Source organism: Aminobacter sp. 01T433, assembly GCF_056398585.1.
Genome location: NZ_JBFTPR010000020.1, coordinates 1 through 26,573 on the forward strand (window position 1 = coordinate 1; position 26,573 = coordinate 26,573).

The following is a 26,573-nucleotide window of genomic DNA, read 5'->3' on the forward strand; positions in this document are numbered from 1 at the left end:
GCTCAGTGATCCATGGCCTTGACGATTTCTTCCGTCATCTTCTTGGCGTCGCCGAGCAGCATCATGGTGCCGTCCTTGTAAAACAGCGTGTTGTCGATGCCGGCATAGCCGGAGCCGAGCGAGCGCTTGACGAACAGGCAGGTGCGGGCTTTGTCGACGTCGAGGATCGGCATGCCGTAGATCGGCGAGTTCTTGTCGTCGCGCGCCGAGGGGTTGGTGACGTCGTTGGCGCCGATGACGTAGGCAACGTCAGCCTGGGCGAACTCGGAGTTGATGTCTTCGAGTTCGAAGACCTCGTCGTAAGGCACGTTGGCTTCGGCCAGCAGCACGTTCATGTGACCGGGCATGCGGCCGGCCACCGGGTGGATGGCGTATTTGACCTCGACGCCATTGGCCTTGAGCTTGTCGGTCATCTCGCGCAGCGCATGCTGGGCCTGCGCCACCGCCATGCCGTAGCCCGGCACGATGATGACCTTTTGCGCGTTCATCATCAAGAAGGCGGCGTCGTCGGCCGAACCCTGCTTGACCGTGCGCTCGATGCCGTCGTCGGCAACAGCCGCCGTCTCGCCGCCGAAGCCGCCGAGGATGACCGAGATGAACGAGCGGTTCATGCCCTTGCACATGATGTAGCTGAGGATCGCGCCCGAGGAGCCGACGAGTGCACCGGTGATGATCAGCGCCAGATTGCCGAGCGTGAAGCCGAGTGCTGCTGCTGCCCAACCCGAATAGGAGTTGAGCATCGACACCACCACCGGCATGTCGGCGCCGCCGATCGGCACGATCAGCAACACGCCGAGCACCAAAGACACCACAACGATTAGCCAGAACACCGTCGTCGACTGGGTCGTCACCAGCATGACGATGAGCACCACAAGGGCGATGCCRAGCGCTGCGTTGATGAAGTGGCGGCCGGGCAGCATGATCGGCTTGCCCGACATGCGRCCGTCGAGCTTGAGGAAGGCGATGACCGAGCCGGTGAAGGTGATGGCACCGATGGCGACACCCAGGCTCATCTCGACCAGCGCCTGGGCGTGGATGGCACCGACAGCGCCGATGCCAAAGCTTTCCGGCGCATAGACCGCCGCTGCCGCGACCATCACGGCGGCCATGCCAACGAGGCTGTGGAAGGCTGCGACCAGCTGCGGCATCGAGGTCATGGCGATGCGGCGTGCGGTGACCGCACCAATGCCGCCGCCAATGGCGATGCCGAGCACGATCAGGCCAAGGCCGGCGGCCGAAGGCTTGGCCAGCGCCAGCGTCGTCACGATGGCAATGCCCATGCCGATCATGCCGTAGGTGTTGCCCTGGCGGGAGGTGGTCGGATGCGACAGGCCACGCAGCGCCAGGATGAACAGGATGCCGGAGACCAGATAGAGGAAGGAAGCGAGGTTGAGGGTCACGTCACTTGTCCTTCTTCTTGTACATCGCCAGCATGCGCTGGGTGACGAGGAAGCCGCCGAAGATGTTGACCGAGGCCAGCACCAGGGCGATGAAGCCAAAGCCGGTGGCAAGCCCGGAAGCCGCGATGCCGACGGCAAGCAGCGCCCCGACGACGATCACCGAGGAGATCGCGTTGGTCACCGCCATCAACGGCGTGTGCAAAGCCGGCGTCACCTGCCAGACGACGTAATAGCCAACGAAGATGGCGAGCACGAAGATGGCRAAGCGGAAGACGAACGGGTCGATCGCTCCRCCCGACAGTGCGTGCGCCGCACCACCGGCGGCCTCGGCCGCATTTTGGGCGGTGGCGAGATCCTGGACGCCGAGCCTAACGGCGGCGACCGCCTGGTCGAGCTGGTCGAGGGCTTTTTGAAGACCTTCCATCATGCGTCTCCCTGAGATGACTTCTTCGACTTGGCAGCCGGCTTCTTGGCGACAGTGGGTTTTTGGGCTTTGGCAGCGGCTACCTTTTCAGGAGCCGGTTTTGCGGACGCGGCCTTCTCAGGCGCGGCCACGGCCACAGCACTGGCGAAGTTGGGGTGAACGACGCGGCCACCATCGGTCAGCATCGTTGCCTTGACCAGCTCGTCGTCGCGGTTGATGGCGATCTGCTTGGAGGCCTTGTCGACCATGGTCTCCAGGAAAGCGAACAGGTTCTTGGCATAAAGCAGCGAGGCCGAGGCCGCGACCCGGCCCGGCACGTTGAGGTGGCCGACGATCTTGACGCCATTTTCAGTGGTCACGACCTTGCCGGCCTGAGCGCCTTCGACGTTGCCGCCACGTTCGACGGCGAGATCGACAAGCACCGAGCCCGGCTTCATCGAGGCGACCATCTGGGCCGACACCAGCTTCGGCGCCGGACGGCCCGGGATCAAGGCGGTCGTGATGACAATGTCCTGCTTGGCGATGTGCTCGGCGGTGAGCGCCGCCTGCTTGGCCTGGTATTCCTTGGACATTTCCTTGGCGTAGCCGCCGGCGGTCTCGGCCGCCTTGAACTCTTCATCCTCGACAGCAAGGAACTTGGCGCCAAGCGAGGCGACCTGCTCCTTGACCGCCGGACGCACGTCGGTGGCGGTGACGATCGCACCCATGCGCCGGGCCGTGGCGATCGCCTGCAGGCCAGCGACACCGACGCCCATGATGAACACCTTGGCCGCTGGCACCGTGCCGGCCGCCGTCATCATCATCGGCAGCGCCCGGTCATATTCGCCCGCGCCGTCGATCACCGCCTGGTAACCGGCTAGGTTTGCCTGCGACGACAAAACGTCCATCACCTGGGCACGCGTGATGCGCGGCATCAACTCCATGGCGAATGCCGTCACACCCGCCTTGGCCATCGCCGCAAGTGCAGCGTCGTTGCCATAGGGGTCCATGATGGCGAGCACGGCCGCACCTGGCTTGTAGCCCTTGAGCTCGGCGTCGCTCGGACGCCTGACCTTCAGCACGACATCGGCGCGTCCCGCATCGGCGGCCTTGCCGATGACAGCACCGACAGCGGCGAAATCGGTATCGGGAATGCGCGACAAGGTCCCTGCCCCTGTCTCGACAACCACGTCAAAACCAAGCCCCACCAGGCGTTTCACCGTATCCGGCGAAGCCCCGACACGGGTTTCAATCAATTCAAGCTCTTTGGGGATGAATATCGTCTGGCCCACCGTCACGTCCTTTCGGTTGGAACCTTACCAAACGTAAAGCGCCGGACGCACAAAGACGCGTCGGCGCCTTACCAACGAAATCTACTTTGGATACTGACGGAGAAGCCGCCGACGCACCCGAACCCACAATCTTATCAGGACCATGCCTTGCCAGACACTACACCGGCAAGGCTATTGCACGGAGCCGCTTTTGGTCCACATTCTTCTAACGAAGATCGTCTGTTCATCTCCGGCCCAAATTGACCGGAACCAAAACTGACGCGGGAGCCCGCGGCTGCGTAGAAATGTCAGCGAATATGTGTCGGTACGTCGCGCAGCAGGAAACCGCCGACGGCGCAGATAATCAGGAACAGCACCAGGCTGGAGAAAAATCCAGCAGGGGTGAAGAACCCGAACGCCATGGCGATCATCAGCGCAACGCAAGCCAGCGTGCTGTATTTGGACAGCGTAATGAACATCGAATAGGTTTTCTCGTGCTCGGCGTAGTCCATCTGCGCGCCAAGTTCGATCGGGCCGGTCGGCGTATTATCAGCCATGAGAGTCCCCTCCGGAAAACGAGTTCAAGGGCACATACCTAAATGCGCGCTGCAGGGCAATGGAAAGATTGCCCCTTTGGCTGCGACAAGATTATCAATCCCCAGCAGGGAAATCCTGGCTCATTTGATGGACCGGCGCGTTCTGGTGCCGCAGGAAAACAAAGCCCTAGTTTTTGCACGCCTCGTTGAGTGGCCACGGCGCGTGGGCCTCGGCGAATTTGCCGGCTTCCAGCTCGACCAGCGGCGCAATCATCTCGGCGTCGGCGGTCAAAAGATGGGATGTCTTGACGAACTTGGCGCCGTCCCATTCCAGCATCCAAGCCCCGCCATGGCCGGCATGGTTGGTGCAGGAAGTCGCGAACGGGCCAATCATGCCGGCCATACCGAGTGACGCCAGCCTGGCGTCGTCGATCTTGAGGTTCTCGAGGCCCCAGCGCATTTGCTCGCCATTGATCAACCTGATGTCGAAATGCTCCTGGGCGACCTTGATCGCCTCGGCCGTGAACATCGAGATCAGCACGCCGCGCTGGTAGAACAACTGGTCAAGCTCTTCCAAAGGCGTCTGCGACTTACCGGCATCGACGACATATTTGCGGATGTCCTGGATCGCTTCGGCATTTGATACCGGCAGGTTCCACGACAGCGCGCGATACCCTTTGGCGGCGTCGCCAGCCAGCTTGAGGTCATCGTCCTGAGCCGACCACCAGATGCCGACGAGCCGGTTCATCGGAAATCCTGTCTTGATCGCCTCGGCAAAGGCGCCGGCGTTCATCGCACCCCAGCCCCACAGCAGCACGAAGTCCGGGCGCTCGCTCTCGATCTTCGCCCATTGCGTCGACTGATTCTGCATTTCCTTGGCCGCGACCGGCAGGGGCACTAGCGTGAAATCGAAGCTATCGGCATAGGCTTGCAGCAGCGGGATCGGCTCCTCGCCATAAGGCGCGTCGAGATGCAGGAGCACGATCTTCTTGCCCCTGAGGCTGTCGAGATCGTCGCCCGAGATGCTCTTGAGCATCATCGAAGCACCGTCCCAATAGGTGACGGGCGGATTGAAGGCCCATGGAAAATGCTTGCCGTCGGCCATCGCCGAGAAACCGTAGCCTGGCGCCAGGACCGGCATCTTGTCGGCACTGGCCTTCGGCAGTAGTTCAAGCGTGATGCCAGGCGACCAGGGCTGCGTCACGAGGCTGGTGGTCTTGGTCCTGGCGTGGCATTCGACACCCTTGTCGGTGTTGAAGCCGGTTTCGCACTCGTCGTAGTTCAGCTTGATGCCGTTGATGCCGCCGTCGCGCTCGTTGAGCATCAGCAAATAGTCGCGCTGGCCATCCATCAGCGGCGCACCGGCTGCCGCGAACGGACCGGTACGGAAGGCCATGTTGGCGATGGAGAGCGCATCCTCGGCGAGCGCGGGTGCGGGCAGGATCAGGCCAAGCAGCAGCCCTGCCCGCAGAATGCGCTTGGTGGTCGGCGTCGTCATCGTTCCCGCGTGTTCCGGATTACAGCACCGCCGACCTTACGCGAAGCTCAGGCAGCTTCGCGATAGTATTTTGCCGTCGGCAGAATGGTCAGCGGCGCGAGTTCCCCGGACGCCGGCTTGCCGAACATCAAGCGTTGCTCCATCGGCGTCGACATGAAGAATGGGAAGCGCTCGAAGGAGCGCTCGCGGATGCTGTTCACATCGGCGCGGTAGAGAACAACCTTGTAGTTGAGCCCCGGGTAGTCGCGCAGTTCGCCGATCTGCTCGGATTTGTAGATGCGGCGGTAAAAGCCGGCATGCTCCGGTCGGATCGTCGACAGGCAGTACGGGGCCTGGAAATAGAAGCAGGCCATGCCGGCAAGACGAAGCGTCAGATAAGGAATTTGCGGATATATGCGCGACCAGTCTGGATCCGCTGCGAAGCGGCTCGGATCGACGAAATTGGCTCCGGCGGCCAGTTGCGGTCGCAATACGTCACCGTAGACCGTGGTTGACGGTGATGCCGGGGTTTCGCGGCAAGCGTGGTGAATACGCAACGTGCTGACCAGATGGCCGTCGATGTAGATGCCGAACTTGTAGCAGTTTTCGGCGTCATCCAGGTCGTCATGGATCGTATGGTCGGCGTTTTCCGACACCATATCGCTGAGTCGATACGACTTGTAGCGCAGCCGGTAGATGTCTTCGAGATCTTCGCCTTTGTCGCAACGGCGATACTCGGCCCGCTCCAAAAGGCTTGAGACGTGGCTCGCAAACGATGAGCCGGATTCCGACGCACTGCTACTCTTAGCGTCCGCGTCACCGCTGGACGCCACTTGATGGATGGTCATGGAGTTCCCCGTAATTCCGCCCAGCCGAAAAGTAGCCGAGGTCGGGGTGATGTAAAGATGAAAATCAAACTGTAGCTGTTTACCTTCCGTTAAGGTTAATAATTAACAGAAAATTAAGCATTTTCGCAATTCGGCGATGTGAGGCGTCATCGCCTCATCGACGAGCTGTGACGCGGGCGAGACCGATATCCTTGGCGAAGGGCCAGACGGTATTCGACATCGTTTCGATTCCCGACGATGACAACGCCGAACCGAACAGGAAGCCCTGAACCAGGTCTGGATGAACTTCGATGGCCAGGATCTTGAGCTGTTCGAAAGTTTCCACACCTTCCACGGTGACGGCTAGCCCGAGCGGGCGCGACAGGTCGACGATGCCCTTGAGCAATTGCAGCGAGCGAGGATTCTGGCCGACGTCGGCCAGGAAGCTACGGTCGATCTTGACCTTGTCCAGCGGCAGCTTGTGCAGGTAGCTCAGGCTGGAATAGCCGGTGCCGAAATCGTCCAGTGCGATGTGTACGCCAATGGACTTGAGCTCCTCGACGTAACTGCGCGTCAGCGACTTGTCGTCGAGCAGCGCGGTCTCGGTGACCTCGATCTCAAGACGATGTGGCGCAAGGCCCGATGCCGCCAGGGCATCCCTCACCTTGTCGACGACATCGTGATTGCGGAAATCCTTGGCGGAGAGATTGACCGAAACGCCGATCGGCGCCGGCCACTTGGCGCATTCCACACAAGCCGCCTGCAGCACGAAGGTGCTGATCTCGGAAATGATACCCATCTCTTCGGCGAGCGGAATAAAGGTGGCGGGTGACACTGGCCCAAGCTCGGGATGGTCCCAGCGGCACAATGCTTCACAGCTGGCAATGCGCATCGTGGTCATCGACACGATCGGCTGATAGACCACGCGCAAGGCACGTGCTTCGACCGCGTTGCGCAGATCTGCCTTCATGAGCTGACGGTTGCGGAAAGCGGCATCCATCACCGCCTCGAACAGATGCCAGCTGTTCTTGCCAGACTCCTTGGCCTTGTACAGCGCAAGATCGGCCTTGACGATCATCGCATCGACGTCGGACCCCCCAGCTCGCCCCAGAACCGCGCCACCGCTGGCCTGGATGCGGAGTGCGTGGCCGGCGACGTCGACGTCGCCTTGCATCTCAGCAAAAATGCCGTCCAGCATTTCGGCAAGATGGCTTTCGTCTTCGACCTTGTCGAAATAAATCATGAATTCGTCGCCGCCGAAGCGGCTGACCTTGACGCTGTCGCTGGCAAAAGCCGCAAGCCGTTCCGCCACTGCGTAAATCAACCCGTCGCCGACAGGGTGCCCGAGCGTATCGTTGACGCTTTTGAAGTCGTCCAGATCGAGTACGGCCAGCGCGCAAAACCGGTCCTTGTCACCGGCCAGGACACATTCTGCGACCGTTTCATGAAAATAGGCACGGTTCGGCAGCCCGGTAAGGCTATCGTAGCGGGCCATGAACCGGATCTTTTCTTCGGCAGCGACACGGGCCGTCACGTCTTCGAAGGTGATGACCCCAAGTTCCTGGCTGCCTTCGCGCGCCGAAAACTCCAGGCATTGCCCATTGGCAAGCGAAACCAGGACTTTGCGGTCCCTGCCCTCGCGCAGCGCGCGCGTCAATTGTGCTTCGATGTAGCGGCAGTCCTTGAGCGCAAGCTGGCCTCCCGCGACACCGCGCATCAAAAGACCGTGGATCGAGCGGCCGAGCAGCGCCTCAGGCGACTTGACCGACATCAGATTTGCAGCTTCCGCATTGGCGACCGCCACGCGTCCATCTGGCCCAAGCATGACCAGTCCATGCGACATGGTGTTGAGCGCACGATTGAAACGCTGGGCGAGATGGTTCGCTTTCTTCTCTTCCGACACGGCCGTGAACAAAACGTCGCGCACGGTGTCAGCGAACTTCCGGATCGCGAAAAGAAACGGCGCGGACAGCAACCCTAAGAAGACGTGGTAGAAGTCTCCGCGCAACAGGAAGCCGAGTGAAATCGCCCATGTCATGGTGACCGTAAAGATCATCACCATGCGGGGCGAGCCGTAATTGCGGCCTGCAATCGAGGTTGCCGACGCCAGCGTCACGCAGACAGAGGCAATCTCGGCGAAGGGGTCATGCGCGAAATAGATACCGGCAAGACAGAATGCGCCCAACGCCGCGCCATGGAGCGAGCCGTAGAGAATGTAATCGTTCTCACGCTTGCGCGCCTCTTCCCATGTCGTCGGCGAGGGCAAGCTATTGTATTTACGAAAATTTCGCAGACGCAACGTGGCGACCAGCACCATGAACAGCGCAACCAAAAGGTAGAGCGGATGGGCGGTTTTCCACCAGACGACGCCGATCAGCGCCGTTTGGGCAACCATACCAACAGCCAGCGTCGCACCGTCGCGGAAAAGGGTTTCCACGAAGGGGATGTAAACGTCGACCGGTATCTCGTTGTTTCTTCTGCGCATCCGAGGCCCGCCTGGGAGGCCAAGAAGTGCCATACTCGCCTTAAGAAAGGCTTAGAAACAGAGGCTTCAAATAGCCTTCCGGCCAATCAATTGCCTGCTACAACCCCTAATTTAGATTCAGGTAAACAAGTAATGTCGACTATTCGGCAGCTTGCAGCGCCGGATTGGACGGCGACGCGCTCAATCGCTTGACCAGCCGCTCCCGTTCACCGGCTGCCTTGTCGACGCTTGCATGCTTAACGTGACCGTAGCCGCGGATCAGCTGCGGCACCGACGCCAGTGCTGCGGCCGCTTCGATATTGTCGCTGGCAAGCGCTCCGCGGATCAGTTCGAGATCGGCCTCGTAGCGATCAAGCAGATCGCGTTCCATGCGCCGTTCTGCTGTGTAGCCAAAGACGTCGAAGGCACCGCCACGCAGCCCCTTCATCGCCGCGAGCAGCTTGAAACCCGTCATCATCCAGGGGCCGAAGCTTGATTTGCGCGGCACACCGTCAGCCCCCTTGCGGCCGAGGATCGGCGGCGCGAGATGGAACTCCAGCCGGTCGTAGCCCTGGAACTGTTTTGCCAGTTCGCGTTTGAAGGAACCGTCGGTGTAGAGCCGCGCGACCTCGTATTCGTCCTTGATCGCCATCAGCTTGAACAAGGAGCGCGCGGCGGCTTCAGCGACCACTGTCGAACCGGGCTTCGCCTTCTGTTCGGCCGCGCGGATCGAAGCGATACGTCCGACATAACGTTCCGCATAGGACGCGTTCTGGTAGGACGTCAGGAATTCGGCACGGCGCGCAATCATCTCGTCGAGCGTCTGCGCCACCGCATGCTCCTCGCCGCGGCCGGAGCGGACGAGCATCGCGCGGACGAATTCCGGCTCATGCGCGGCCCGGCGGCCCCAGCGGAAGGCGGCGACATTCATGGCCACCGCCTCGCCGTTGAGCGCGATCGCCTTTTCGACCGCCTCGGCCGACAGCGGCAGGCCGCCATGCTGGAAGGCAAAGCCGAGCATGAACATGTTGGCACCGAGTGAATTGCCAAACAGCGCGGACGCCGTCCGTGTGGCATCGAAGAAATGCGCGTTCGCCTCCCCGGCAGCCTCGCGAATGGTCTTTTTGAGCCGTTCGGTTGGCAACGAGAAATCGGCCGAACGGGTGAATTCGCCGGGCATGATCTCGGCGGTGTTGGCAACGAAGATGGTGTGGTTCTCACGGACGGCGGCCAGCACCTTCTTGGCGCCCGACACGACTAGGTCGCAGCCAAGAATCAAGTCGGCCTTGCCGGCAGATACACGGATGGCGTTGATGTCGTCAGGCGAACGGGCGATGCGGACATGGGTGAATACCGAGCCACCCTTCTGGGCGAGACCGGCCATGTCGATCATGCCACAGCCCTTGCCTTCAAGATGTGCGGCCATGCCGAGCACGGCCCCAACGGTGACCACACCGGTGCCGCCGACACCGTCGATGACCGCCGCCCAGCCGTCGCGGTTGAGCGGAAATGGCTGGGGATCGGGGACGCCATGCAAGGCCTCGCCTTTGCTGGCGATGCCCTCGGCCTTGCGGATCTTGGCGCCATGAACCGTGACGAAGGACGGACAAAAGCCGTTGACGCAGGAAAAGTCCTTGTTGCAGCTCGACTGGTCGATCTTGCGCTTGCGGCCGAACTCGGTCTCGACAGGCTGGATCGACACGCAGTTCGACTTCACGCCACAGTCGCCGCAACCTTCGCAGACCAACTCGTTGATGAACACGCGCTTGTCGGGGTCGGGGAACGTGCCGCGCTTGCGGCGGCGTCGTTTTTCAGCGGCACAGGTCTGATCGTAGAGCAGAACTGTCACGCCCTTGATGTCGCGCAATTCGCGCTGGACGAGATCGAGGTCGTCGCGGTGGTGGAACGTCGCTCCGGTCGGAAACTGCGAACGCCCGCCATATTTGTCGGGTTCGTCGGTGACGACCGCGATGCGCTCGACGCCCTCGGCGCGGACCTGGCGGGCAATCATGTCGACGGTCAGGCTGCCTTCATGCGGCTGACCGCCTGTCATGGCGACCGCGTCGTTGTAGAGGATCTTGTAGGTGATGTTGGCATCCGAGGCGAGAGCGAAGCGGATCGCCAGCGTGCCCGAATGGTTGTAGGTGCCGTCGCCGAGATTCTGGAAGATGTGCTCGCGTTTCGAAAACGGCGCCTGGCCGATCCACTGCGCCCCTTCTCCGCCCATGGCGGTGAAGCCGACAGTGCTGCGGTCCATCCACAAGGACATGAAGTGGCAACCGATACCCGCGCCGGCGATCGAGCCCTCGGGCACCTTGGTCGACGAATTATGCGGGCAGCCGGAACAGAAGAACGGCGTCCGCGAGGCCACATCCTTGGTGTCGGCAAGCATTGCTTGATATTGGCGCAGCCGGTTGACACGGGCGGCGATCTCCTCAGACGGGCCGATGACCCTAAGGATGCGCTCGCCGAGCGCGATGGCGATATCGTTGGGGTCGAGCGCGCCCTTGGCCGGAAACAGCCAGTCGCCGCGTTCGTCCTTCTTGCCGACCACCTTGGGCTGCATCGAGGTGCCGTAGAGCTCCTCGCGCACCTGGGTTTCAAGCAGCGACCGCTTCTCTTCGACGACGACGATCATCTCGAGGCCGCGGGCAAAGTCGCGGATATGCTCGATGTCGAGCGGCCACGGGCAGCCGACCTTGAACAGGCGGATGCCGATCTGGTTGGCACGCTTTTCGTCGATACCGAGATCGTCAAGCGCCTGGCGCACGTCGAGGAAACTCTTGCCGACCGTGATGATGCCGATCTTCGGCTGGCGGCCACCGGAATAGACGATGCGGTTGATGCCATTGGCGCGGATAAAGGCGGAAGCCGCAGCGCGCTTGTACTCGTGAAGCCGCGCTTCCTGGCCGAGCTGGTCGAGCTCATTGCGGATATTGAGCCCGCCGGGCGGCATGTCGAATTCGGGGATAACGATGTTGAGTCGCTCGAGCGACGCATCGACGGAAGCCGTGGATTCGATGTTGTCCTTGACGCATTTGATCGCAGCCCAGGTGCCGGCGAAGCGCGACAGGGCAAATCCATAGAGACCGTAGTCAATCAGCTCCTGCACCCCACCTGGATTGAGGATCGGGATCATCGTGTCGACGAACAGAAACTCGGTGGCATGTGCATTGGTCGAGGATTCGGCGATGTGGTCGTCGCCCATCAGGGCCAGCACGCCACCATGCTTCGACGACCCCGCAAGGTTGGCGTGGCGGAAGACGTCGCCGGAGCGATCGACGCCGGGGCCCTTGCCGTACCAGACAGAAAAGACGCCGTCGTGCTTGCCTTCGCCCAGAATTTCCGCCTGCTGCGAACCCCAGCAGGCAGTGGCGGCAAGCTCTTCGTTGAGGCCGGGCTGGAAGACGACATTGGATTGGGCGAGCTGCTTCTTGGCCTTCCACAGCTGTAGGTCGAGCCCGCCAAGCGGCGAACCGCGATACCCCGAGACAAAACCTGCCGTGTTGAGGCCGACGAGCCGGTCCCTTTCGCGCTGCATGACCAGCATACGGATGACGGCCTGCGCGCCGGAAAGGAAGATCCTCTCCTTGCCCAGATCGAACTTGTCATCGAGAGCGACGTCGTGAAGCGTCATCCGCATTTCCTGTGCCCGAACCGCCCACGATTCGGGCGGCTGACCTTGGGTAGCTTAGGGATAGCTTTTCTGTGCACGACTGTCGCGTCAAACGAATTTCTTTGCACGGGGAAAAGTACAATCGAAGATGCACCCGACCGCAGCCGGAAAGTTCAGGCCGAAGCCGGGCAGCGCACACCGCGGCCACCGGGCACATGCCCATCGGGATGCCCCTTCAGCTCGGGATTGGGATCGTAGAATGGGCCGACAGCCAGCGGCTTGTCCGGCAGCATAGACTGGTCCTGCGACGAGGCCATCGTTGTCTCCAATAGCTGCATCGCCTTGCCCTTCGCATCCTCGATGCGAATCGACACCTTGTAGGGCAGGTCCTTGACCACGCATTCGAGCGGCGGGCTTTCGATCGTGACCTTCTCGCTCATCGGCCAGATCTTCTGGTTCACGATAATAGGATCGCCGCCTGCCGGGTTTTCGAAACTCGCCACCGCAACCTCGGCCGCGCCAATCGGCTTGAGCGGCCTCAAGGTCACCACGTAGCGCACGGTGGCGACCCGGTAATTGAAGACGAACAGGCGACCGGACAGCGCGAAATACTCGCCCTCGCCGCCGCTCTCGCGGCAGCCGGCCAGCCCGAGCAAGGCGAGCGCCGATATGGCAACGACTGTGCGCAAAAATCTCCGCTCAGGCATTCGCCACCTCCTCCTTGCGCCTGTTGTAGTGGCGCCTGGCCTTCTGGCGGTTGCCGCAGACGGCCATGTCGCACCACATCCGGCTGCCGTTGCGGCTGCGGTCGGAAAACAGCCAGCCGCAGTTCGGGCAGATCCTGAGCCTAGACATAGTGTCGGACGACAGCAGCGACAGCGCCGAAACGGCGAGTGCCGCCTCAAAAGCCAATGGTTCCGGCGAAACGCCAAAGGGCGCGTCAGGGCTAAGGAACTCAAGCGAGCCAGCAAGCCCATCAGCGCAGGCATTGAGGAAATCCGGCATGTCGGCAGCGGCCAGCGCCCCGTCAACCACCGTGCGCCGGAACAGCCGATCCGTTGTCTCGCGGATAGCGATGACCCTGGCAGTGATCGCCTGCGGATCGGGCGCGGCAAGTGCCCTGCCACGAAGCTCATCGGCACGAAAGCCGGTGGCAGCGATGGCGAAACGGGCGATCTCCGCTGGATTGTCGAAACGGTCGAAGCTGCGCTCTGCATCGCTACGCAGCACAACCGTGTTGGCGGTATCGAGCGCGAGCGCGCCGCCGGAGAAGCGATGTCGGGTCCAGGCAACAGACATGCTTCAAATCTAACTGGTAAACTCAGTTTGACAAGTTAGATTTCGAAGTGCAATTTTATGCTGGCGCGGAAGGTGCCCGCCCATCCGGACAGCGCATGCTCTACTTCTTCCAACAGCTCCTCAACGGCGTGCATTCGGCGGCGATCTACGCGCTGCTTGCCTTCGGCTATGCACTCGGCAACGGCCTGCTCCAGCGCACCAACCTGGCTTATGGCGGCATCTTCGCCTTCTGCGGCCAGACGATGATCCTTGCCGCAGTCTATGGCTGGCAGGTGCTGTGGCTGACCCTGCCGGTGACCATCGCCTTCGGCATTTTCATCGCACTCGCTTACGCCGCCTTCTTCAGCCGGCTTTTGTCGCGCGCCGTCTTCGCCCGGCTTGCCAGCCGCTCGCCCAACGCGATCGTTGCGGCCTCGCTTGGCGCGCTGCTGGTACTGATGGAACTGAGCCGCATTGCCGCCGACACGCATGACTACTGGCTGCCACCGATGCTTTCGACACCGGTGGTCTTCGCCTCGGGTGGCAACTTCGTCGCGACGCTCACAGTCATCCAGCTCATCAACACGGCGATTGCAGCAGTGGTCATCATCTGCGGCGCGTTGTTGCTGGCACGGTCGAACTTCGGTCGCTTCTGGCGAGCCACAGCCGACGATCCGCTTGCCGCAAGACTCTGCGGCATCGACACGGCGTGCGTATTCCACCGCGCTCTGCTGTTCGGAGGCCTTTGCGCCGGGCTCGCCGGCGTCCTGGCCGCACTGTACTACGGCAATCTCGGCTTCGGCGCCGGCCTCGTCTACGGGCTGAAGATCCTGTTCATCACCGCGGTCGGCGGATATTACGCCCCCGGTCGCGCAGCCCTGGGTGCCGCCGCCTTCGGCCTGGCCGAGGCACTTTGGGCCGGCTACTTCCCCATCGAATGGCGCGACGCCTGGATGTATGCGCTGCTCGCAGCCATGCTAGTGTTGACCGGCGACCGTAAGGACGCGCCAAGTTCGGTCTGAAAGACTGGTTTTCACTTGCGACTTTGGTTGCATGTCGCTGCGTCACGACGCTTTTTTCCCCGGATTTGCGGCCTTTTCTGCGGTTGACGCCATAGGGCGGTTATGTTGACGCGGCCCCCACGAGGGGCATACCCATGGACGTCGGGGGATGCCGGAAAAAGAACGTCGGGGAACAGCGGCTGCCCCATCAAATCAGGGAGGAATACATGGCAGGGCTTCTCGCTCTTTCCAGAATCATTGACCGCATCAACGAGGCGATCGGCAAGACGGTATCCTGGGCGATCCTGGTTGCCATCCTGGTCAGCTCGGGCAACGCGATCATTCGCAAGACCTTCAACATGTCGTCCAACGCCTGGCTGGAACTGCAGTGGTACCTGTTCGGCGCCGCCTTCATGCTGGCTGCCGCCTACACGCTCAAGCAGAACGAACACATCCGCATCGACATCGTCTACGGCATGTTCTCGCGCCGTGTGCAGCACTGGATCGACCTGCTCGGGCACCTGCTGTTCCTGATGCCCTTCGTCATCCTGATGATCGTTTACTTCATCCCCTATGTCAGCCTGTCGTTCCGCTCGGGCGAAATGTCGTCGAGTGCCGGCGGCCTGATCCTGTGGCCGGCCAAGGCCCTGCTGCTAGTCGGTTTCGTGCAACTGGCATTCCAGGGTGTATCCGAGATCATCAAGAAGATCGCCATCATGCGCGGTGATATGGAGGACCCCACTCCGTTCATCTCTATCCATGAACAGGCCGAACTCGAAGGCAAGGCGCTCGCCGACGAGGTGCGCCCATGATGGAGTTCATCGCCCAGAACATGGCGCCGATCATGTTCTTCTCGCTCATCGTTTTCATGCTGCTTGGTTATCCGGTCGCCTTCTCACTCGCCGCCAACGGCTTGCTGTTCTTCTTCATCGGCGTCGAACTCGCACCCTATTCCAACAACTCCATCACCCTCGACTGGCCGCTGCTCTACGCATTGCCTGATCGTTTCTGGGGCGTGATGTCGAACGAAACGCTGCTGGCGATCCCGTTCTTCACCTTCATGGGCATCGTGCTCGAACGCTCGGGCATGGCCGAAGACCTGCTCGACACGATCGGCCAGCTGTTTGGGCCGATCCGCGGCGGTCTCGCCTATGCGGTGATCTTCGTCGGCGCGCTGCTGGCGGCGACTACCGGCGTGGTTGCCGCCTCGGTCATCGCCATGGGCCTCATCTCACTGCCGATCATGCTGCGTTACGGCTATGACAGGCGGCTTGCTTCTGGTGTGATCGCGGCGTCCGGCACGCTCGCCCAGATCATCCCGCCCTCGCTCGTGCTCATCGTGCTCGCCGACCAGCTCGGCCGCTCGGTCGGCGACATGTACAAGGGCGCGCTGATCCCCGGCCTGGTGCTGACCGGGCTCTACATGGGCTACATTTTTCTGATGTCGATCATCCGGCCGAAGTCGATGCCGGCACTGCCGCTCGAGGCGCGTACGCTCGGCCACGGCGTGACCTCGCTGTTCGCGGCACTGCTGCTCGCCGCGGTGATCGCCTATGCCGCTCACGTCTATCTGTCGCCAACGCACGGCGCCAATGCCGACATCCTAGGCGCCTGCGTCGGCGTCATCGTCATTTACATTGTGGCGATCACCGACCGCGGCCTCAAGATCAACATGATGTCGCGGCTGGCTCAACAGGTCATCATCGTGCTGATCCCGCCACTGGCGCTGATCTTCCTGGTGCTCGGCACTATCTTCCTCGGCATCGCCACCCCGACCGAAGGCGGCGCGATGGGCTCGGTCGGCGCTCTCGTCATGGCCGCCGCAAAAGGCCGGCTGTCTTTCGACGTAATCCGCCAAGCGCTCGCATCGACAACAAGACTTTCGTCTTTCGTCATCTTCATCCTGATCGGAGCGCGCGTCTTTTCGCTGACCTTCTACGGCGTCAACGGCCACCTCTGGGTCGAGCATCTGCTTGTGTCGCTGCCGGGCGGCGAAGTCGGCTTCCTGATCGCCGTCAACATTCTCGTCTTCCTGCTCGCCTTCTTCCTGGACTTCTTCGAGCTGGCCTTCATCATCGTGCCACTTCTGGCGCCTGCCGCCGACAAGCTCGGCATCGACCTGATCTGGTTCGGCGTGCTGTTGGGCGTGAACATGCAAACGAGCTTCATGCACCCGCCATTCGGCTTCGCGCTGTTTTACCTGCGTTCGGTCGCCGCCCGCGTTCCCTATCTCGACCGCATCACCGGCAAGAACATCCAGCCGGTGACGACAGGGCAGATCTACTGGGGTGCGGTACCCTTCGTATGCATCCAGATCATCATGATCGGGCTGACCATCGCCTTCCCTCAGATGGTCATGCACTACAAGGGCAAGGTGGTCGATCCAAACTCGGTCGACTTCAAAATGCCCGAGATGCCGGGACTTGGTGGCGGGTTAGGCCTGTCGCCGCTGGGCGCACCGGCGCCTGGCACGGCACCCGCAGCACCTGCCAACGACCTGACAAAGCCGCCGAGCTTCAATTGATCGGTCCAGCTCACGTGAAAGGGCGCCGAGAGGCGCCCTTTTCATTTTCCGCGTCGTCTTTCCCCAAAGCGGTGCAAACAAAGAAAAACCCCGAAGCAGCTGCTCCGGGGTTCGACTTGACTTTGCGCGATCAGATCAGAGCTTGCCGTTGCGCTGCTGGATCATCATGAAGGTGTCGTAGTTGTATTCGGCGATCTGTGCCCACAGATAGTGGTCCTTGCGGAACGCCTTGATCGAATCCCAGATCTTCTTGAAGGCGGGGTTGGTCGCTTCCATCTCGGCATAGACTTCGTTGGACTTTTCGAAGCAAGCCGCTAGGATTTCCGGGCTGAACGGCCGCAACTGGGCGCCATTGGCGACCAGGCTCTTGATGGCGGTCGGGTTCAGGTGGTCGTACTTCTGCAGCATGTTCGCGTCGGTTGCCTGGGCAGCCGTTCGCAGCAGCGACTTGTAGGCCGGGGTAAGTTCTTCGAACTTAGCCTTGTTGAACATGAAGTGGACGGTCGGACCGCCTTCCCACCAGCCGGGATAGTAGTAGTACGGCGCGACCTTGTGAAAGCCGAGCTTCTCGTCGTCATAAGGACCGACCCATTCGGCGGCGTCGATGGTGCCCTTTTCAAGCGCCGGATAGATGTCGCCGCCGGCGAGCTGCTGCGGCACGACGCCGAGCCTTTCCAGCACCTTGCCGGCGAAACCGCCGACGCGGAACTTGAGGCCCTGAAGGTCTGCGACGGTGTTGATCTCCTTGCGGAACCAGCCGCCCATCTGGACGCCGGTATTGCCGCCGGGCAGGCCGTACAGGCCCTGGGTGCCGAGGAATTCATTGAAGATGTCGATGCCGCCGCCATGGTAGTGCCAGGCATTGATGCCGCGCGCATTGAGCGAAAACGGAACCGCCGCACCGAGTGCCCAGGTGGGATCCTTGCCCCAGTAATAATATGCAACCGTATGGCAGGCTTCGACCGTACCGGCCGCAGCCGCGTCGGCTGCTTGCAGGCCCGGGACGATTTCACCGGCCGCAAAGGGCTGGATGGTGAAATTGCCGTCGGTGGCTTCCGACAGGTACTTCGACAGAACTTCAGCGCCGCCATAGATGGTGTCGAGCGACTTCGGGAACGACGAGGCCAGGCGCCACGTAACCTTGGGGTTGGACTGGGCAATTGCCGGTGCCGCAAGCGTCGCGGCAGCGGCAGCGGCCCCAACGCCGGTCGTGCCGGCCTTCCTTATAAATGAACGGCGATCCATCAAAATCCTCCCATACTGGACCGAAAGAAATCATGCGACGCTTCGGGAAATTATTGCCTCCCACGACTAACGCCGCGGGCATCAATACACGGCGAAGGGGGCGAGTAAAGCGCGCCAGACTGGGCGGAGAATGTTTGACTGCCTAAAACCCTACGGCAACGCAAGCATCTAAAACTATAGTCTAATCCCCGCTGCCAGGCGCATACGAGATATGCAAACTTGTGTTGGAAAAGTGCCTTGGGATCGCCTATTTTGTAGGCAAGGAAACCGCATGCTTCCCATAAGGATTTGAACGCTATCATGCACCAGCCGCTCGTTGCCGTATCGACCGATGTCAAGCAGTTCGAGAACTACACCTGGCACGCGGCGCCCCAGCAGTATCTCGAGGCGGCGATCTCGGGTGCCGGCGTGCTGCCGGTGCTGGTGCCCAATTTCGGCGACCGCCTCGACCTCGACGAGCTTTTGTCCTCCGTCGACGGCGTCATGCTGACCGGATCGAAGTCGAACGTCGATCCGCGCCTCTATGGCGAGGAAGCGACCGAGGCCAATGGTCCCTATGACTTCGCCCGCGACTCCACCACCATGCCGCTGATCCGCAAGGCGATCGAGCGCGGCGTGCCGCTGCTCGCCATTTGCCGCGGCATCCAGGAACTGAACGTGGCGCTTGGCGGCTCGCTCGCCTCCGAGATCCAGGAGCGCGAAGGCATCGCCGATCACCGCGCACCGGTCAGCGACAACCAGGACGAACGCTTCGCCATTCACCAGGTGGCAACCATCAAGCCGGGCAGCTGCCTTGCCGGTGTGTTCGGCCCAGGCGACATCATGGTCAACTCGGTCCACCGCCAGGCGGTGGAACGGCTCGGTTCGAAGCTGCAGGTCGAGGCGGTGGCGCCCGACGGCACGGTCGAAGCCGTCTCTGTCCGCGACTCGCGAGCGTTCGCCGTCGGCGTGCAGTGGCACCCGGAATACTGGGTCGGCACCGACGACGTCTCGCAGCGTATCTTCAAGGCATTCGGCGATGCCGTACGGGCCCATGCGCTCGCCCGTCAGGCCGCACGGACGGCAGCGGAATAGTCCGCCCTCTAGCCCTTGGCCGTCACATCAGCGGTCTCGGGCACTGGCGTCAGAGCCCTGCGCTCATCTGAAAACCAAGCGAAGATGTTGTCGGCCGCAAGGTCGGCCATCGCCTGTCGCGTATGAACAGTCGCCGAGGCGACATGCGGCAGGAGCGAAGCGTTGGGCAGGTCGATCAGCGCCTGCGGCACGTTCGGCTCGTCGGCGAACACGTCGAGACCGGCGGCCAGGATCGTTCCCTTCGACAGTGCCTCGACAAGTGCCGCCTCATCGACGGTTGCCCCACGGCCGACATTGACGAAGACGCCATTGTCGCCAAGAGCGGCAAAAATCTCGGCGTTGACGACCTTCTCGGTCTGGGCCGTCGCGGGCGCCACCGAGATCAGCGTGTCGACCGCCAGCGCCAGTTCCTTCAGCGTCGGATGGTAATCGTAGGCAAGACCTTCGACCTGGCGGCGATTGTGATAGGCGATCGGTAGCCCAAAGGCTTCGAGCCGGCGCGCTATAGCCAAACCGATACGGCCCATGCCGAAGATGCCGACGCGGCGGCCGCGCAGCGTAGCCGTCAGCCGATAGCCGCCGTTGTGCACCCAGCGCCCCTGCCTGAGCCAGGCCTCGGCGCGCGGCAACTCGCGCACGGCGTTGATAAGCAGGCCGATAGCCGTGTCGGCGACTTCTTCGGTCAGCACGTCTGGCGTGTTGGTGACCATGATGCCGCGTGCACCGGCATGGCGGGCGTCGACCGCGTCATAACCGACGCCAAAATTGGCGATGATCTCCAGATTGGGCAGTGCATCGATAAAGGCGGCATCGACCCGCCCCATCGAAGCGATGCCGCGAACATTTGCCTTCATCTCTTCCGTCAGCAGCGCGGGATCGCCTTCGGCGACATGAATGAGCGGAAATGCCGATTTGAGCCGCTCGGCGACATGCGGATGCAGCAGGCCGGGGATCAGGATCACCGGCGCTTCAATGTCGGAAGCGGTCATGTGCGCTCTTTGGGTTTTCCTGTGGACTGCCTGACATGCAGCTCGGGCTTGATCAGTTCTTGCGACGGCCGCACCGACTGGCCGTTGAGCTTGTCGAGAAGGGCACTTGCGGCGCGGCGGCCAACCTCGCGCTGGCCGTTCCAGACGGTTGTCAGCGCAGGTGTTGCGATCTGGGCTTCCTCAAGGTCGTCGTAGCCAGTGACCGAGACATCGATGCCGGGCACCAGGCCTGCGCGCGCGATGCCGTTCATCAGGCCAATGGCCACGAGATCGTTCCAGCAGCAAGCCGCCGTCGGCTTGTCCTTGAGCGCCAGGAACTGCGCTGCGGCTTCGAAGCCACCTTGCTTGGTGCGCGGGCCGGCGATGCGCCACGACGGCAGAACTTCGAGCCCCGCCGCCTCCATGGCGTTGAGATAACCCTCGTAGCGGTGGCGACCGGTCGAGGTCTGGTCGGTACCACCGATCATGGCAATGCGCTTGTGGCCAAGCGAGATCAAATGGTTGGTGGCAAGCGCAGTGCCATAGGCATCGTCACCACGGAAAACAGGCACTTCCACGCCGTCGACCGAACGTGCGATCAGCACCGCCGGAAGGCCGTTTTCCTCGGCCATGAGAATGTCTTCGGCCGGCGTCCCGATGGCTGGCGACATGATCACACCATCGGCGCCGAGCTGCAGCAGCGTATCGACGAAGGTGCGCTGCTTCTCAAGCTGGTCGTAGTGATTGGACAGGATGAAGGTCTGGCCGCTGCGGTCGAGCTCGCTTTCGATGGAGCGCAAGATCTCGGCGTAGAACGGGTTCATGATGTCGTGGACGACAACGCCGACGATGCCGGAGCGCGAGGTACGCAGGCTGGCGGCGCGGCGATTGTAGATGTAGCCGATCTCGCGGGCGTGCTGCTTGATGCGATCACGGGTGGCGTCAGCGACAAGCGGGCTATCGCGCAGCGCAAGCGACACGGTGGCAGTCGAAACGCCAAGTGCGTCGGCGATCGTCGAAAGCTTGATCTTCTGAGCCAGCGGGCCCTCCATCCGCAGCGAGAACAAACGGTCTTTTAAACCGTTTAAAGGCGTATGCCATTGTTCAACGGCAAATCAAAGCTTTTTTGCCAGTTCCTCGGTTTCGGCATTTGGCGCAGCACGGTTGCGGACCCTGAGCGTGTGTTCACGGTGGATGATGTAGAGGCCGCTGGAAACGATGATCGCAGCGCCCGCAAGGGTCCAGCGATCAGGCAGCTGGTCGAACACAAGCCAGCCCAGAATGATCATCCACACCATCTGGAGGTAGGGATAAGGCGCCAACGCTGTCGCCGTCGCGCGCTGGTAGGCCTTGATCAGCAGCCAATGGCCGAAGCCGCCGAACACACCGAGCCCGAACAGCACTAGCCAGTCATAGAGATGGACCGGCAACGAACCGGCCAAGGGCACCGCCGGCAGCATGAAAATCGCCGGCACCACCGCCGAGTAGAGGATCAGGCTTTCGGCCGTTTCGCGGTTGCCCATCTGCCGGGTCATGATCGTGTAGAGCGACGAGCTCAGCATGGCGCAGAGGGAAAAGACATGCCCCATGTCGAAGCCGCCGAAGCCCGGCCGGGTGATGACGATCACGCCAATGAAGCCAACGAGGACCGCGAGCCAGCGCCGCCAGCCAGCCCATTCGCCAAGCAGCGGTCCGGCAAGCGCGGTGATGACCATGGGACTGGCGAAATTGATCGACACCGTTTCGGCGAGCTGCAGCGTCTGCAGCGCCATGAAATTGAAGATCGTCGAGCCGAACATGAACACGGCGCGCAATATCTGCAGCTTCAGGCTTTGCGCCACGAGACGTTCGGGCCGTCGCCAGGCCTTGAACAGGACGATGACGATGAGCGCGTGCACGGCAAAACGCACCCAGGTGACGAAGGGTGCTGCCATGCCCGATGTCACCAGGTGCTTGGCGCTGGTGTCGAGGAAGGAGAAAATCAGGCCCGAGGCGAATATCAGCAGGATAGCCGATGAAGGCGTTGCTGTTTCTGCTGTTTTTATGGGGGACACGCTGGCAGGCCGGAAAATCGAGGACGGAGGTTACATCCAGCTCATGCGGGAAGTGCTGCCGTCCGGCAAGGCAAAACTCGTGGTCCAGCCGAAGAAGTGATCACTCCGCCGCTTCGGCTTCCACCTCAGGCTCGGCCTCGACTTCGGCAACGTCATCCTCGACGAGCGTGAGGTCCGACAGATTGGCCTCGATGCGCAGCAGAAGCTTGGAAAGCTGCTTCAGATCCTTCTTGTCGAAGCCCTTGAGCGCCTGCTTCTCGGTCTTCTTGACCGACTTCTCCACGGCGCGAATGGCGTCTGTGCCGGATTCCGTCAGGAAGATATGAGCCTGGCGGGCGTCGGTGTCGGAGGCGCGCTTTTCGAGAAAGCCCTGCGCCTGGAGCCGGTTGATGGTCTTGGTGATGGTCGGCGGACGGACACCAAGCCGCGAGGCGAGCTGGCCAGGCGTCTGGCCGTCGTCGTCGTGCAGCGAAAGCATGATCTGGTCCTGGCCGGCGTAGAAGCCATGGGCTAGCAGCCGCGCGGCGAGCGAGGTGCGCGCCAGCCTGGCCACGGAATGAAGCCGGCTCATCGCCGCGCCTTTGTTGGACTTGGACATCCGCATCTCCTGCGCCACGCCCCTCGCACCGTGATGGGCGAGAATAATTGTCGCGCGGCCTTTGGCAATCGACTTCGCGGTCACTTGTTGCCATGTCGCTTTGCCGGCAACCGACCAACCACGTGAGCGCTCTTGCCAGACGGATGTTACAGTTCGATGACAGAAACCATTCGCCGGCAAATCTTCCGGCAGAATAGCCTCATCCGGCTCTTTTTACCGCAACAATCATAGCCGCCTCATAGGCGGAAGCTTTTTCGCTCACCGCGCTCTGCAAGCCGCTGCCGGCGCGACGCAGGATGCCGTCGTCGGCGTTCATCGTGTCACGCTCGCCGCTGCGCTGGTTGTAGGGCGCGACAGTCGAAAAGATGTGCTCGCTGAGATCGTCTGGAAAGAACATCTGGCCGGTCATGACAGAGCTTTCGCCGGGGAAGGCCTTGAAATGGATGTGCGTGGTGCGGCCGCGATACCAGCCGGGATAGATGGTTCGGAAGGTGGCGATGCCGTTCTTGTCCGTACGCTGCCAGCCGCGCAGGAACTTTTCGCCTGTGGTGTCGACGTCGCGGTTGTCGCCCTGGCCTGGATAACCCGAATAGTGCCCTTGCGCATCGCAGTGCCAAAGGTCGATGCGGGCGCCTACGATCGGGCTGCAAGCCTCGTCGACGACCTGCAGGCGCACAGTCAGGCCAGCGCCTTTGCGTCCCTCGGTGATGTCGCTGCGCTCAAGCTCCGGGTCGAAATAATACGGACCTTCGGTCACTTCCGGCGTGATCGAGCAAACGCCGGCTTGCGGCATCAACAAGGGTCCAGATGGCGAGGACGCTTGCTGAGCAAACACCTGCGCAGGCACCAGCGCGCCACCGCCCGCGGTCACCGCGATCAGGCCAAGCGCCCGGCGGCGGTTGAATTTGGCGCGGAACGGATCGTCCTGCATCGGCGCCTGGCTCCTATGGGTCGGTAGCCCCCCGGCCCAAGCATCAATCTAGGCAACGGCCAACCGCCTTCCTAATGAAATTTCGGTAATGTCGGGCAGACGCTTTCGTGATGTCGTTTGAGACGTGCAAAAACGCCTTCGGCATCCTATATGGAGCCTCTATTCGATCCCGAGGACGACCATGACCGAAGCTCAGACCCAAATTCCCGTCACCGTGCTGACCGGCTATCTCGGTTCCGGCAAAACGACGTTGCTCAACCGCATCCTTTCTGAGAACCACGGCAAGCGTTACGCGGTCATCGTCAATGAATTCGGCGAGATCGGCATCGACAACGATCTGATCGTGGAATCCGACGAAGAAATCTACGAGATGAACAATGGCTGCGTATGCTGCACAGTGCGCGGCGACCTGATCCGCGTCGTCGAGGGCCTGATGCGCCGTCCCGGCCGTTTCGATGCCATCATCGTCGAGACCACGGGCCTGGCCGACCCGGTGCCGGTGGCGCAGACGTTCTTCATGGATGAAGACGTGCGCTCCAAGACCAAGCTCGATGCGGTCGTTGCCTTGGTCGATGCGAAGCATCTGCCGCTGCGCCTCAAGGATAGCCGCGAGGCAGAGGACCAGATCGCCTTTGCCGACGTCGTCGTGCTCAACAAGACCGACCTGGTCAACGCCGACGAGTTGCGCGACGTCGAGGCTGCCGTCCGCGCCATCAACCCGTCTGCCAAAATCCACCGCACCACCCGAGCGGGCGTTGCGCTCGACCAGGTGCTCGACCGTGGCGCCTTCGACTTGAAGCGCGTTCTGGCCGACGATCCGCATTTCCTTGACGCGCATGATCACGATCACGATCACGATCATGATCACGCATGTGGCCCCGATTGCGGCCACGATCACCACCACCATGATCATGACCACCATCATCACGATCACGATCGTCATGAGCACGGCGCGGTTTCGCCGATCCACGACGTAACGGTGCAGTCGGTATCGCTGCGCGGCGGCGAGATGGACTCCAAGAAGTTCTTCCCCTGGATCGAAAAGATCACCCAGATGGAAGGCCCGAACATCCTGCGCCTTAAGGGCATCATCGCCATCAAGGACGATCCGGACCGCTACGTCATCCAGGGCGTCCACATGATCATCGAGGGCGACCACCAGCGCGCCTGGAAGGACGACGAGAAACACGAGAGCCGTCTGGTGTTCATCGGCCGCGAACTTGACGCCGAGCGGCTGAAGCGCAGCTTCGAGGCCTGCCAGGCGGCGTAAACGCCAGCGTATTCACCGAAGGCCCTGCCGGCACCTTCTCTCTGTAAAACGGGGAGAAGGGACAAGCTGTGACGTCGCCCCCCTCGCCCCGTTTACAGGGAGAGGGTAAGGGTGAGAGGCAGCATAAATCTCGAATGGAATAGTCTCTTATGCCGACAGTTGCCCCGCTTGATCTCGACGGACATTGCGTCACAGCCACTTTCCTCAACGACATTCCGTTCTTCGCGCTCGCCGACGGCATGGTGCATTGGCTCGACCATGGCCAGAAGTCGGTCAAGCTGCATGACGGACTGCTGTCGGCTACGACCACCGCCAAGAACGAACTGATGATCTCAGGCGGCGAGGACGGCAAGGTGATGTCGCTGTCTTCGTCAGGCACGACCGAAGAACTGGCGAGCATCGGCAAGAAGTGGGTCACCTCTGTCGCGACAGGTCCGCAAGGTGCTGTCGCTTATGCCAGCGGGCGCAGCGCTTGGGTGCGCTTCGCCGACGGCAAGGCGAAGGAGTTTTCGCATCCGCGTTCGGTCGAAGGCATCGCCTTTTCGCCCAAGGGCATGCGCATCGGCATCGCGCGCTACAATGGCGCGACGCTGCATTTCCCCGCAGCCGATGGCACACCGGTAGAGCTTGAATGGGCCGGCGCACATACCGGCGTCACGTTTTCGCCGGACGGCGCATTCTTGGTGACGACGATGCAGGAAAACGCCCTGCATGGCTGGAAACTGGTCGATGCCAAGCACATGCGCATGACCGGCTATCCCGCCAAGGTGAAAAGCCTGTCATGGAGCGCCAAGGGCAAGTGGCTGGCAAGCTCCGGCGCGCCTGCGGCAATCGTCTGGCCCTTCGTCGGCAAGGACGGCCCGATGGGCAAGGCCCCGCTCGAGCTCGGCACGCGCGGCAACTCCATGGTGACTTCGGTCGCCTGCCATCCAAGCGAAGACATCGTCGCTATCGGTTATGAAGACGGCATGGTGATGGCTGTGCGGTTTGCCGATGCCAAGGAGGTGCTGCTGCGCCGCCCGGGCAAGGGCGCCATCACCTCCATGGCCTGGGACAAGGAAGAGCGCCGCCTCGTCTTCGGCAGTGCCGCCGGCGACTGCGGCGTCATCGATATCGCTGGCTGAGCTTAACCTGCGCGCGCCGTTCTGGCTGGCTTGCGCCGAAGTGCCAGGCCGTCACGCATGTTCAGCGACAACAGGGCGATGTTGACCGCCCCAGCCGCTAATTCCAGCGCCTGCACGGCGAAGAAGGCCGCGTCAAAACGGCCATCTTCGGCCCAGCCGGCAAGAACATAGGCCGAAGGCAGCAGCACCAGGAGGCCGTTGGCAGCGACAATGCGCATGCGGCGTTTCTTATTCTGGACAACAGGGCTCTTCCAGCCCTGGCCAAGCGAAAAACCCGAAGCACCGACGACAATCATGGCCGGGATGAGCACCACCATGCCGGCAAGCACGCCCGCCTTCACCGCGGCGATAGTGTCAGCGTGGCCGGAAAGCTCGGCGGCCGCCGTGGCAAGCCAGAAACAGCCGATTGTGAGCAAGGCGACGGCACCGGCCGCCGCATGAATCTTGGTTTTCATCGTCGCGCCTCCTCATCTACATAGCAAGCTATATATCATTGCATAGCATGCTATTCA

24 protein-coding genes are annotated in these 26,573 nt (G+C 61.8%); 7 read left to right on the forward strand and 17 right to left on the reverse strand.

Translation table 11 applies throughout. From position 1 onward, the window contains the following. Window positions 1-2 precede the first annotated feature (2 nt). The 10 genes from AC1DLV_RS25510 to AC1DLV_RS25555 all read right to left on the reverse strand — a co-directional run bounded on the left by AC1DLV_RS25510 (window position 3) and on the right by AC1DLV_RS25555 (window position 13,293). The gene (locus AC1DLV_RS25510) at window positions 3-1,400 is read right to left on the reverse strand and encodes an NAD(P)(+) transhydrogenase (Re/Si-specific) subunit beta (RefSeq protein WP_476836280.1); all 1,398 of its coding nucleotides are present in this window, start codon (window positions 1,398-1,400) and stop codon (window positions 3-5) included. Between the two features lies 1 nt (window position 1,401). Then, window positions 1,402-1,827, reverse strand: coding sequence for a proton-translocating transhydrogenase family protein (locus tag AC1DLV_RS25515; protein ID WP_476803558.1), 426 nt, complete (start codon window positions 1,825-1,827; stop codon window positions 1,402-1,404). Beyond that, window positions 1,824-3,095 carry a Re/Si-specific NAD(P)(+) transhydrogenase subunit alpha gene (locus AC1DLV_RS25520; protein WP_476802841.1) on the reverse strand — a complete coding sequence of 424 codons (1,272 nt, stop codon included), beginning with the start codon at window positions 3,093-3,095 and terminating at the stop codon, window positions 1,824-1,826. Before AC1DLV_RS25520 ends, AC1DLV_RS25515 begins: the two co-directional genes overlap by 4 nt. A gap of 287 nt (window positions 3,096-3,382) precedes the next feature. Further along, entirely contained in the window at window positions 3,383-3,631 is a 249-nt protein-coding gene (locus AC1DLV_RS25525) for an aa3-type cytochrome c oxidase subunit IV (RefSeq protein ID WP_476802842.1), read from the reverse strand. Window positions 3,632-3,797: 166 nt separating this feature from the next. After that, window positions 3,798-5,108, reverse strand: coding sequence for an ABC transporter substrate-binding protein (locus AC1DLV_RS25530; RefSeq protein ID WP_476802843.1), 1,311 nt, complete (start codon window positions 5,106-5,108; stop codon window positions 3,798-3,800). Between the two features lie 47 nt (window positions 5,109-5,155). Beyond that, window positions 5,156-5,935, reverse strand: a complete 780-nt coding sequence (locus AC1DLV_RS25535) for an N-acyl amino acid synthase FeeM domain-containing protein (RefSeq protein ID WP_476802844.1) — start codon at window positions 5,933-5,935, stop codon at window positions 5,156-5,158. 154 nt (window positions 5,936-6,089) lie between these two features. Next, on the reverse strand, window positions 6,090-8,399 hold the full coding sequence (locus tag AC1DLV_RS25540; protein ID WP_476802845.1) for a putative bifunctional diguanylate cyclase/phosphodiesterase: 2,310 nt from the start codon (window positions 8,397-8,399) through the stop codon (window positions 6,090-6,092). 139 nt (window positions 8,400-8,538) lie between these two features. Next, window positions 8,539-12,015 carry an indolepyruvate ferredoxin oxidoreductase family protein gene (locus tag AC1DLV_RS25545; protein WP_476802846.1) on the reverse strand — a complete coding sequence of 1,159 codons (3,477 nt, stop codon included), beginning with the start codon at window positions 12,013-12,015 and terminating at the stop codon, window positions 8,539-8,541. A gap of 152 nt (window positions 12,016-12,167) precedes the next feature. Next, window positions 12,168-12,701, reverse strand: coding sequence for a hypothetical protein (locus AC1DLV_RS25550; protein ID WP_476802847.1), 534 nt, complete (start codon window positions 12,699-12,701; stop codon window positions 12,168-12,170). Next, complete coding sequence (locus tag AC1DLV_RS25555) at window positions 12,694-13,293, reverse strand: CGNR zinc finger domain-containing protein (RefSeq protein ID WP_476802848.1); 600 nt, start codon at window positions 13,291-13,293, stop codon at window positions 12,694-12,696. The genes AC1DLV_RS25550 and AC1DLV_RS25555 overlap by 8 nt, the downstream gene beginning before the upstream one ends. 95 nt (window positions 13,294-13,388) lie before the next feature. On the opposite strand from AC1DLV_RS25555, the gene AC1DLV_RS25560 reads away from it, so the two are divergent. From AC1DLV_RS25560 to AC1DLV_RS25570, 3 genes are all read left to right on the forward strand, one after another. Next, complete coding sequence (locus AC1DLV_RS25560) at window positions 13,389-14,294, forward strand: branched-chain amino acid ABC transporter permease (RefSeq protein ID WP_476802849.1); 906 nt, start codon at window positions 13,389-13,391, stop codon at window positions 14,292-14,294. Window positions 14,295-14,500: 206 nt separating this feature from the next. After that, window positions 14,501-15,085, forward strand: a complete 585-nt coding sequence (locus tag AC1DLV_RS25565) for a TRAP transporter small permease subunit (RefSeq protein WP_476802850.1) — start codon at window positions 14,501-14,503, stop codon at window positions 15,083-15,085. After that, entirely contained in the window at window positions 15,085-16,797 is a 1,713-nt protein-coding gene (locus tag AC1DLV_RS25570) for a TRAP transporter large permease (protein ID WP_476802923.1), read from the forward strand. The genes AC1DLV_RS25565 and AC1DLV_RS25570 overlap by 1 nt, the downstream gene beginning before the upstream one ends. A 135-nt stretch (window positions 16,798-16,932) precedes the next feature. On the opposite strand, the gene AC1DLV_RS25575 is transcribed toward AC1DLV_RS25570, so the two are convergent. Beyond that, the gene (locus tag AC1DLV_RS25575) at window positions 16,933-18,042 is read right to left on the reverse strand and encodes a TRAP transporter substrate-binding protein (RefSeq protein WP_476802851.1); all 1,110 of its coding nucleotides are present in this window, start codon (window positions 18,040-18,042) and stop codon (window positions 16,933-16,935) included. Between the two features lie 300 nt (window positions 18,043-18,342). On the opposite strand from AC1DLV_RS25575, the gene AC1DLV_RS25580 reads away from it, so the two are divergent. Further along, complete coding sequence (locus AC1DLV_RS25580) at window positions 18,343-19,116, forward strand: gamma-glutamyl-gamma-aminobutyrate hydrolase family protein (RefSeq protein ID WP_476802852.1); 774 nt, start codon at window positions 18,343-18,345, stop codon at window positions 19,114-19,116. An 8-nt stretch (window positions 19,117-19,124) separates the two neighbouring features. Here the strand turns inward: AC1DLV_RS25580 and AC1DLV_RS25585 are convergent, their stop codons facing one another. The 3 genes from AC1DLV_RS25585 to AC1DLV_RS25595 all read right to left on the reverse strand — a co-directional run bounded on the left by AC1DLV_RS25585 (window position 19,125) and on the right by AC1DLV_RS25595 (window position 22,084). Further along, window positions 19,125-20,105: a 2-hydroxyacid dehydrogenase gene (locus tag AC1DLV_RS25585; protein ID WP_476836281.1), complete on the reverse strand. Its 981-nt coding sequence runs from the start codon at window positions 20,103-20,105 to the stop codon at window positions 19,125-19,127. Next, on the reverse strand, window positions 20,102-21,136 hold the full coding sequence (locus AC1DLV_RS25590) for a LacI family DNA-binding transcriptional regulator (RefSeq protein WP_476802924.1): 1,035 nt from the start codon (window positions 21,134-21,136) through the stop codon (window positions 20,102-20,104). Before AC1DLV_RS25590 ends, AC1DLV_RS25585 begins: the two co-directional genes overlap by 4 nt. A 63-nt stretch (window positions 21,137-21,199) precedes the next feature. Continuing rightward, window positions 21,200-22,084, reverse strand: coding sequence for a DMT family transporter (locus AC1DLV_RS25595; protein WP_476836288.1), 885 nt, complete (start codon window positions 22,082-22,084; stop codon window positions 21,200-21,202). On the opposite strand from AC1DLV_RS25595, the gene AC1DLV_RS25600 reads away from it, so the two are divergent. Next, window positions 22,017-22,238, forward strand: coding sequence for a hypothetical protein (locus AC1DLV_RS25600; protein WP_476802928.1), 222 nt, complete (start codon window positions 22,017-22,019; stop codon window positions 22,236-22,238). The genes AC1DLV_RS25595 and AC1DLV_RS25600 overlap by 68 nt on opposite strands. Here AC1DLV_RS25600 and AC1DLV_RS25605 read toward each other — a convergent pair whose 3' ends face one another. Further along, complete coding sequence (locus AC1DLV_RS25605; protein ID WP_476802854.1) at window positions 22,239-22,736, reverse strand: MarR family winged helix-turn-helix transcriptional regulator; 498 nt, start codon at window positions 22,734-22,736, stop codon at window positions 22,239-22,241. Between the two features lie 199 nt (window positions 22,737-22,935). After that, window positions 22,936-23,667, reverse strand: coding sequence for an intradiol ring-cleavage dioxygenase (locus AC1DLV_RS25610; RefSeq protein WP_476802855.1), 732 nt, complete (start codon window positions 23,665-23,667; stop codon window positions 22,936-22,938). Window positions 23,668-23,848: 181 nt separating this feature from the next. Here AC1DLV_RS25610 and AC1DLV_RS25615 point away from each other — a divergent pair, with 181 nt between their 5' ends. Next, window positions 23,849-24,937 (forward strand): CobW family GTP-binding protein, encoded by a 1,089-nt coding sequence (locus AC1DLV_RS25615; protein ID WP_476802856.1) that lies wholly within the window; start codon window positions 23,849-23,851, stop codon window positions 24,935-24,937. A 149-nt stretch (window positions 24,938-25,086) separates the two neighbouring features. Then, the gene (locus tag AC1DLV_RS25620; RefSeq protein ID WP_476802857.1) at window positions 25,087-26,061 is read left to right on the forward strand and encodes a WD40 repeat domain-containing protein; all 975 of its coding nucleotides are present in this window, start codon (window positions 25,087-25,089) and stop codon (window positions 26,059-26,061) included. A 2-nt stretch (window positions 26,062-26,063) separates the two neighbouring features. On the opposite strand, the gene AC1DLV_RS25625 is transcribed toward AC1DLV_RS25620, so the two are convergent. Beyond that, on the reverse strand, window positions 26,064-26,516 hold the full coding sequence (locus tag AC1DLV_RS25625; protein ID WP_476802858.1) for a hypothetical protein: 453 nt from the start codon (window positions 26,514-26,516) through the stop codon (window positions 26,064-26,066). Window positions 26,517-26,573 lie beyond the last annotated feature (57 nt).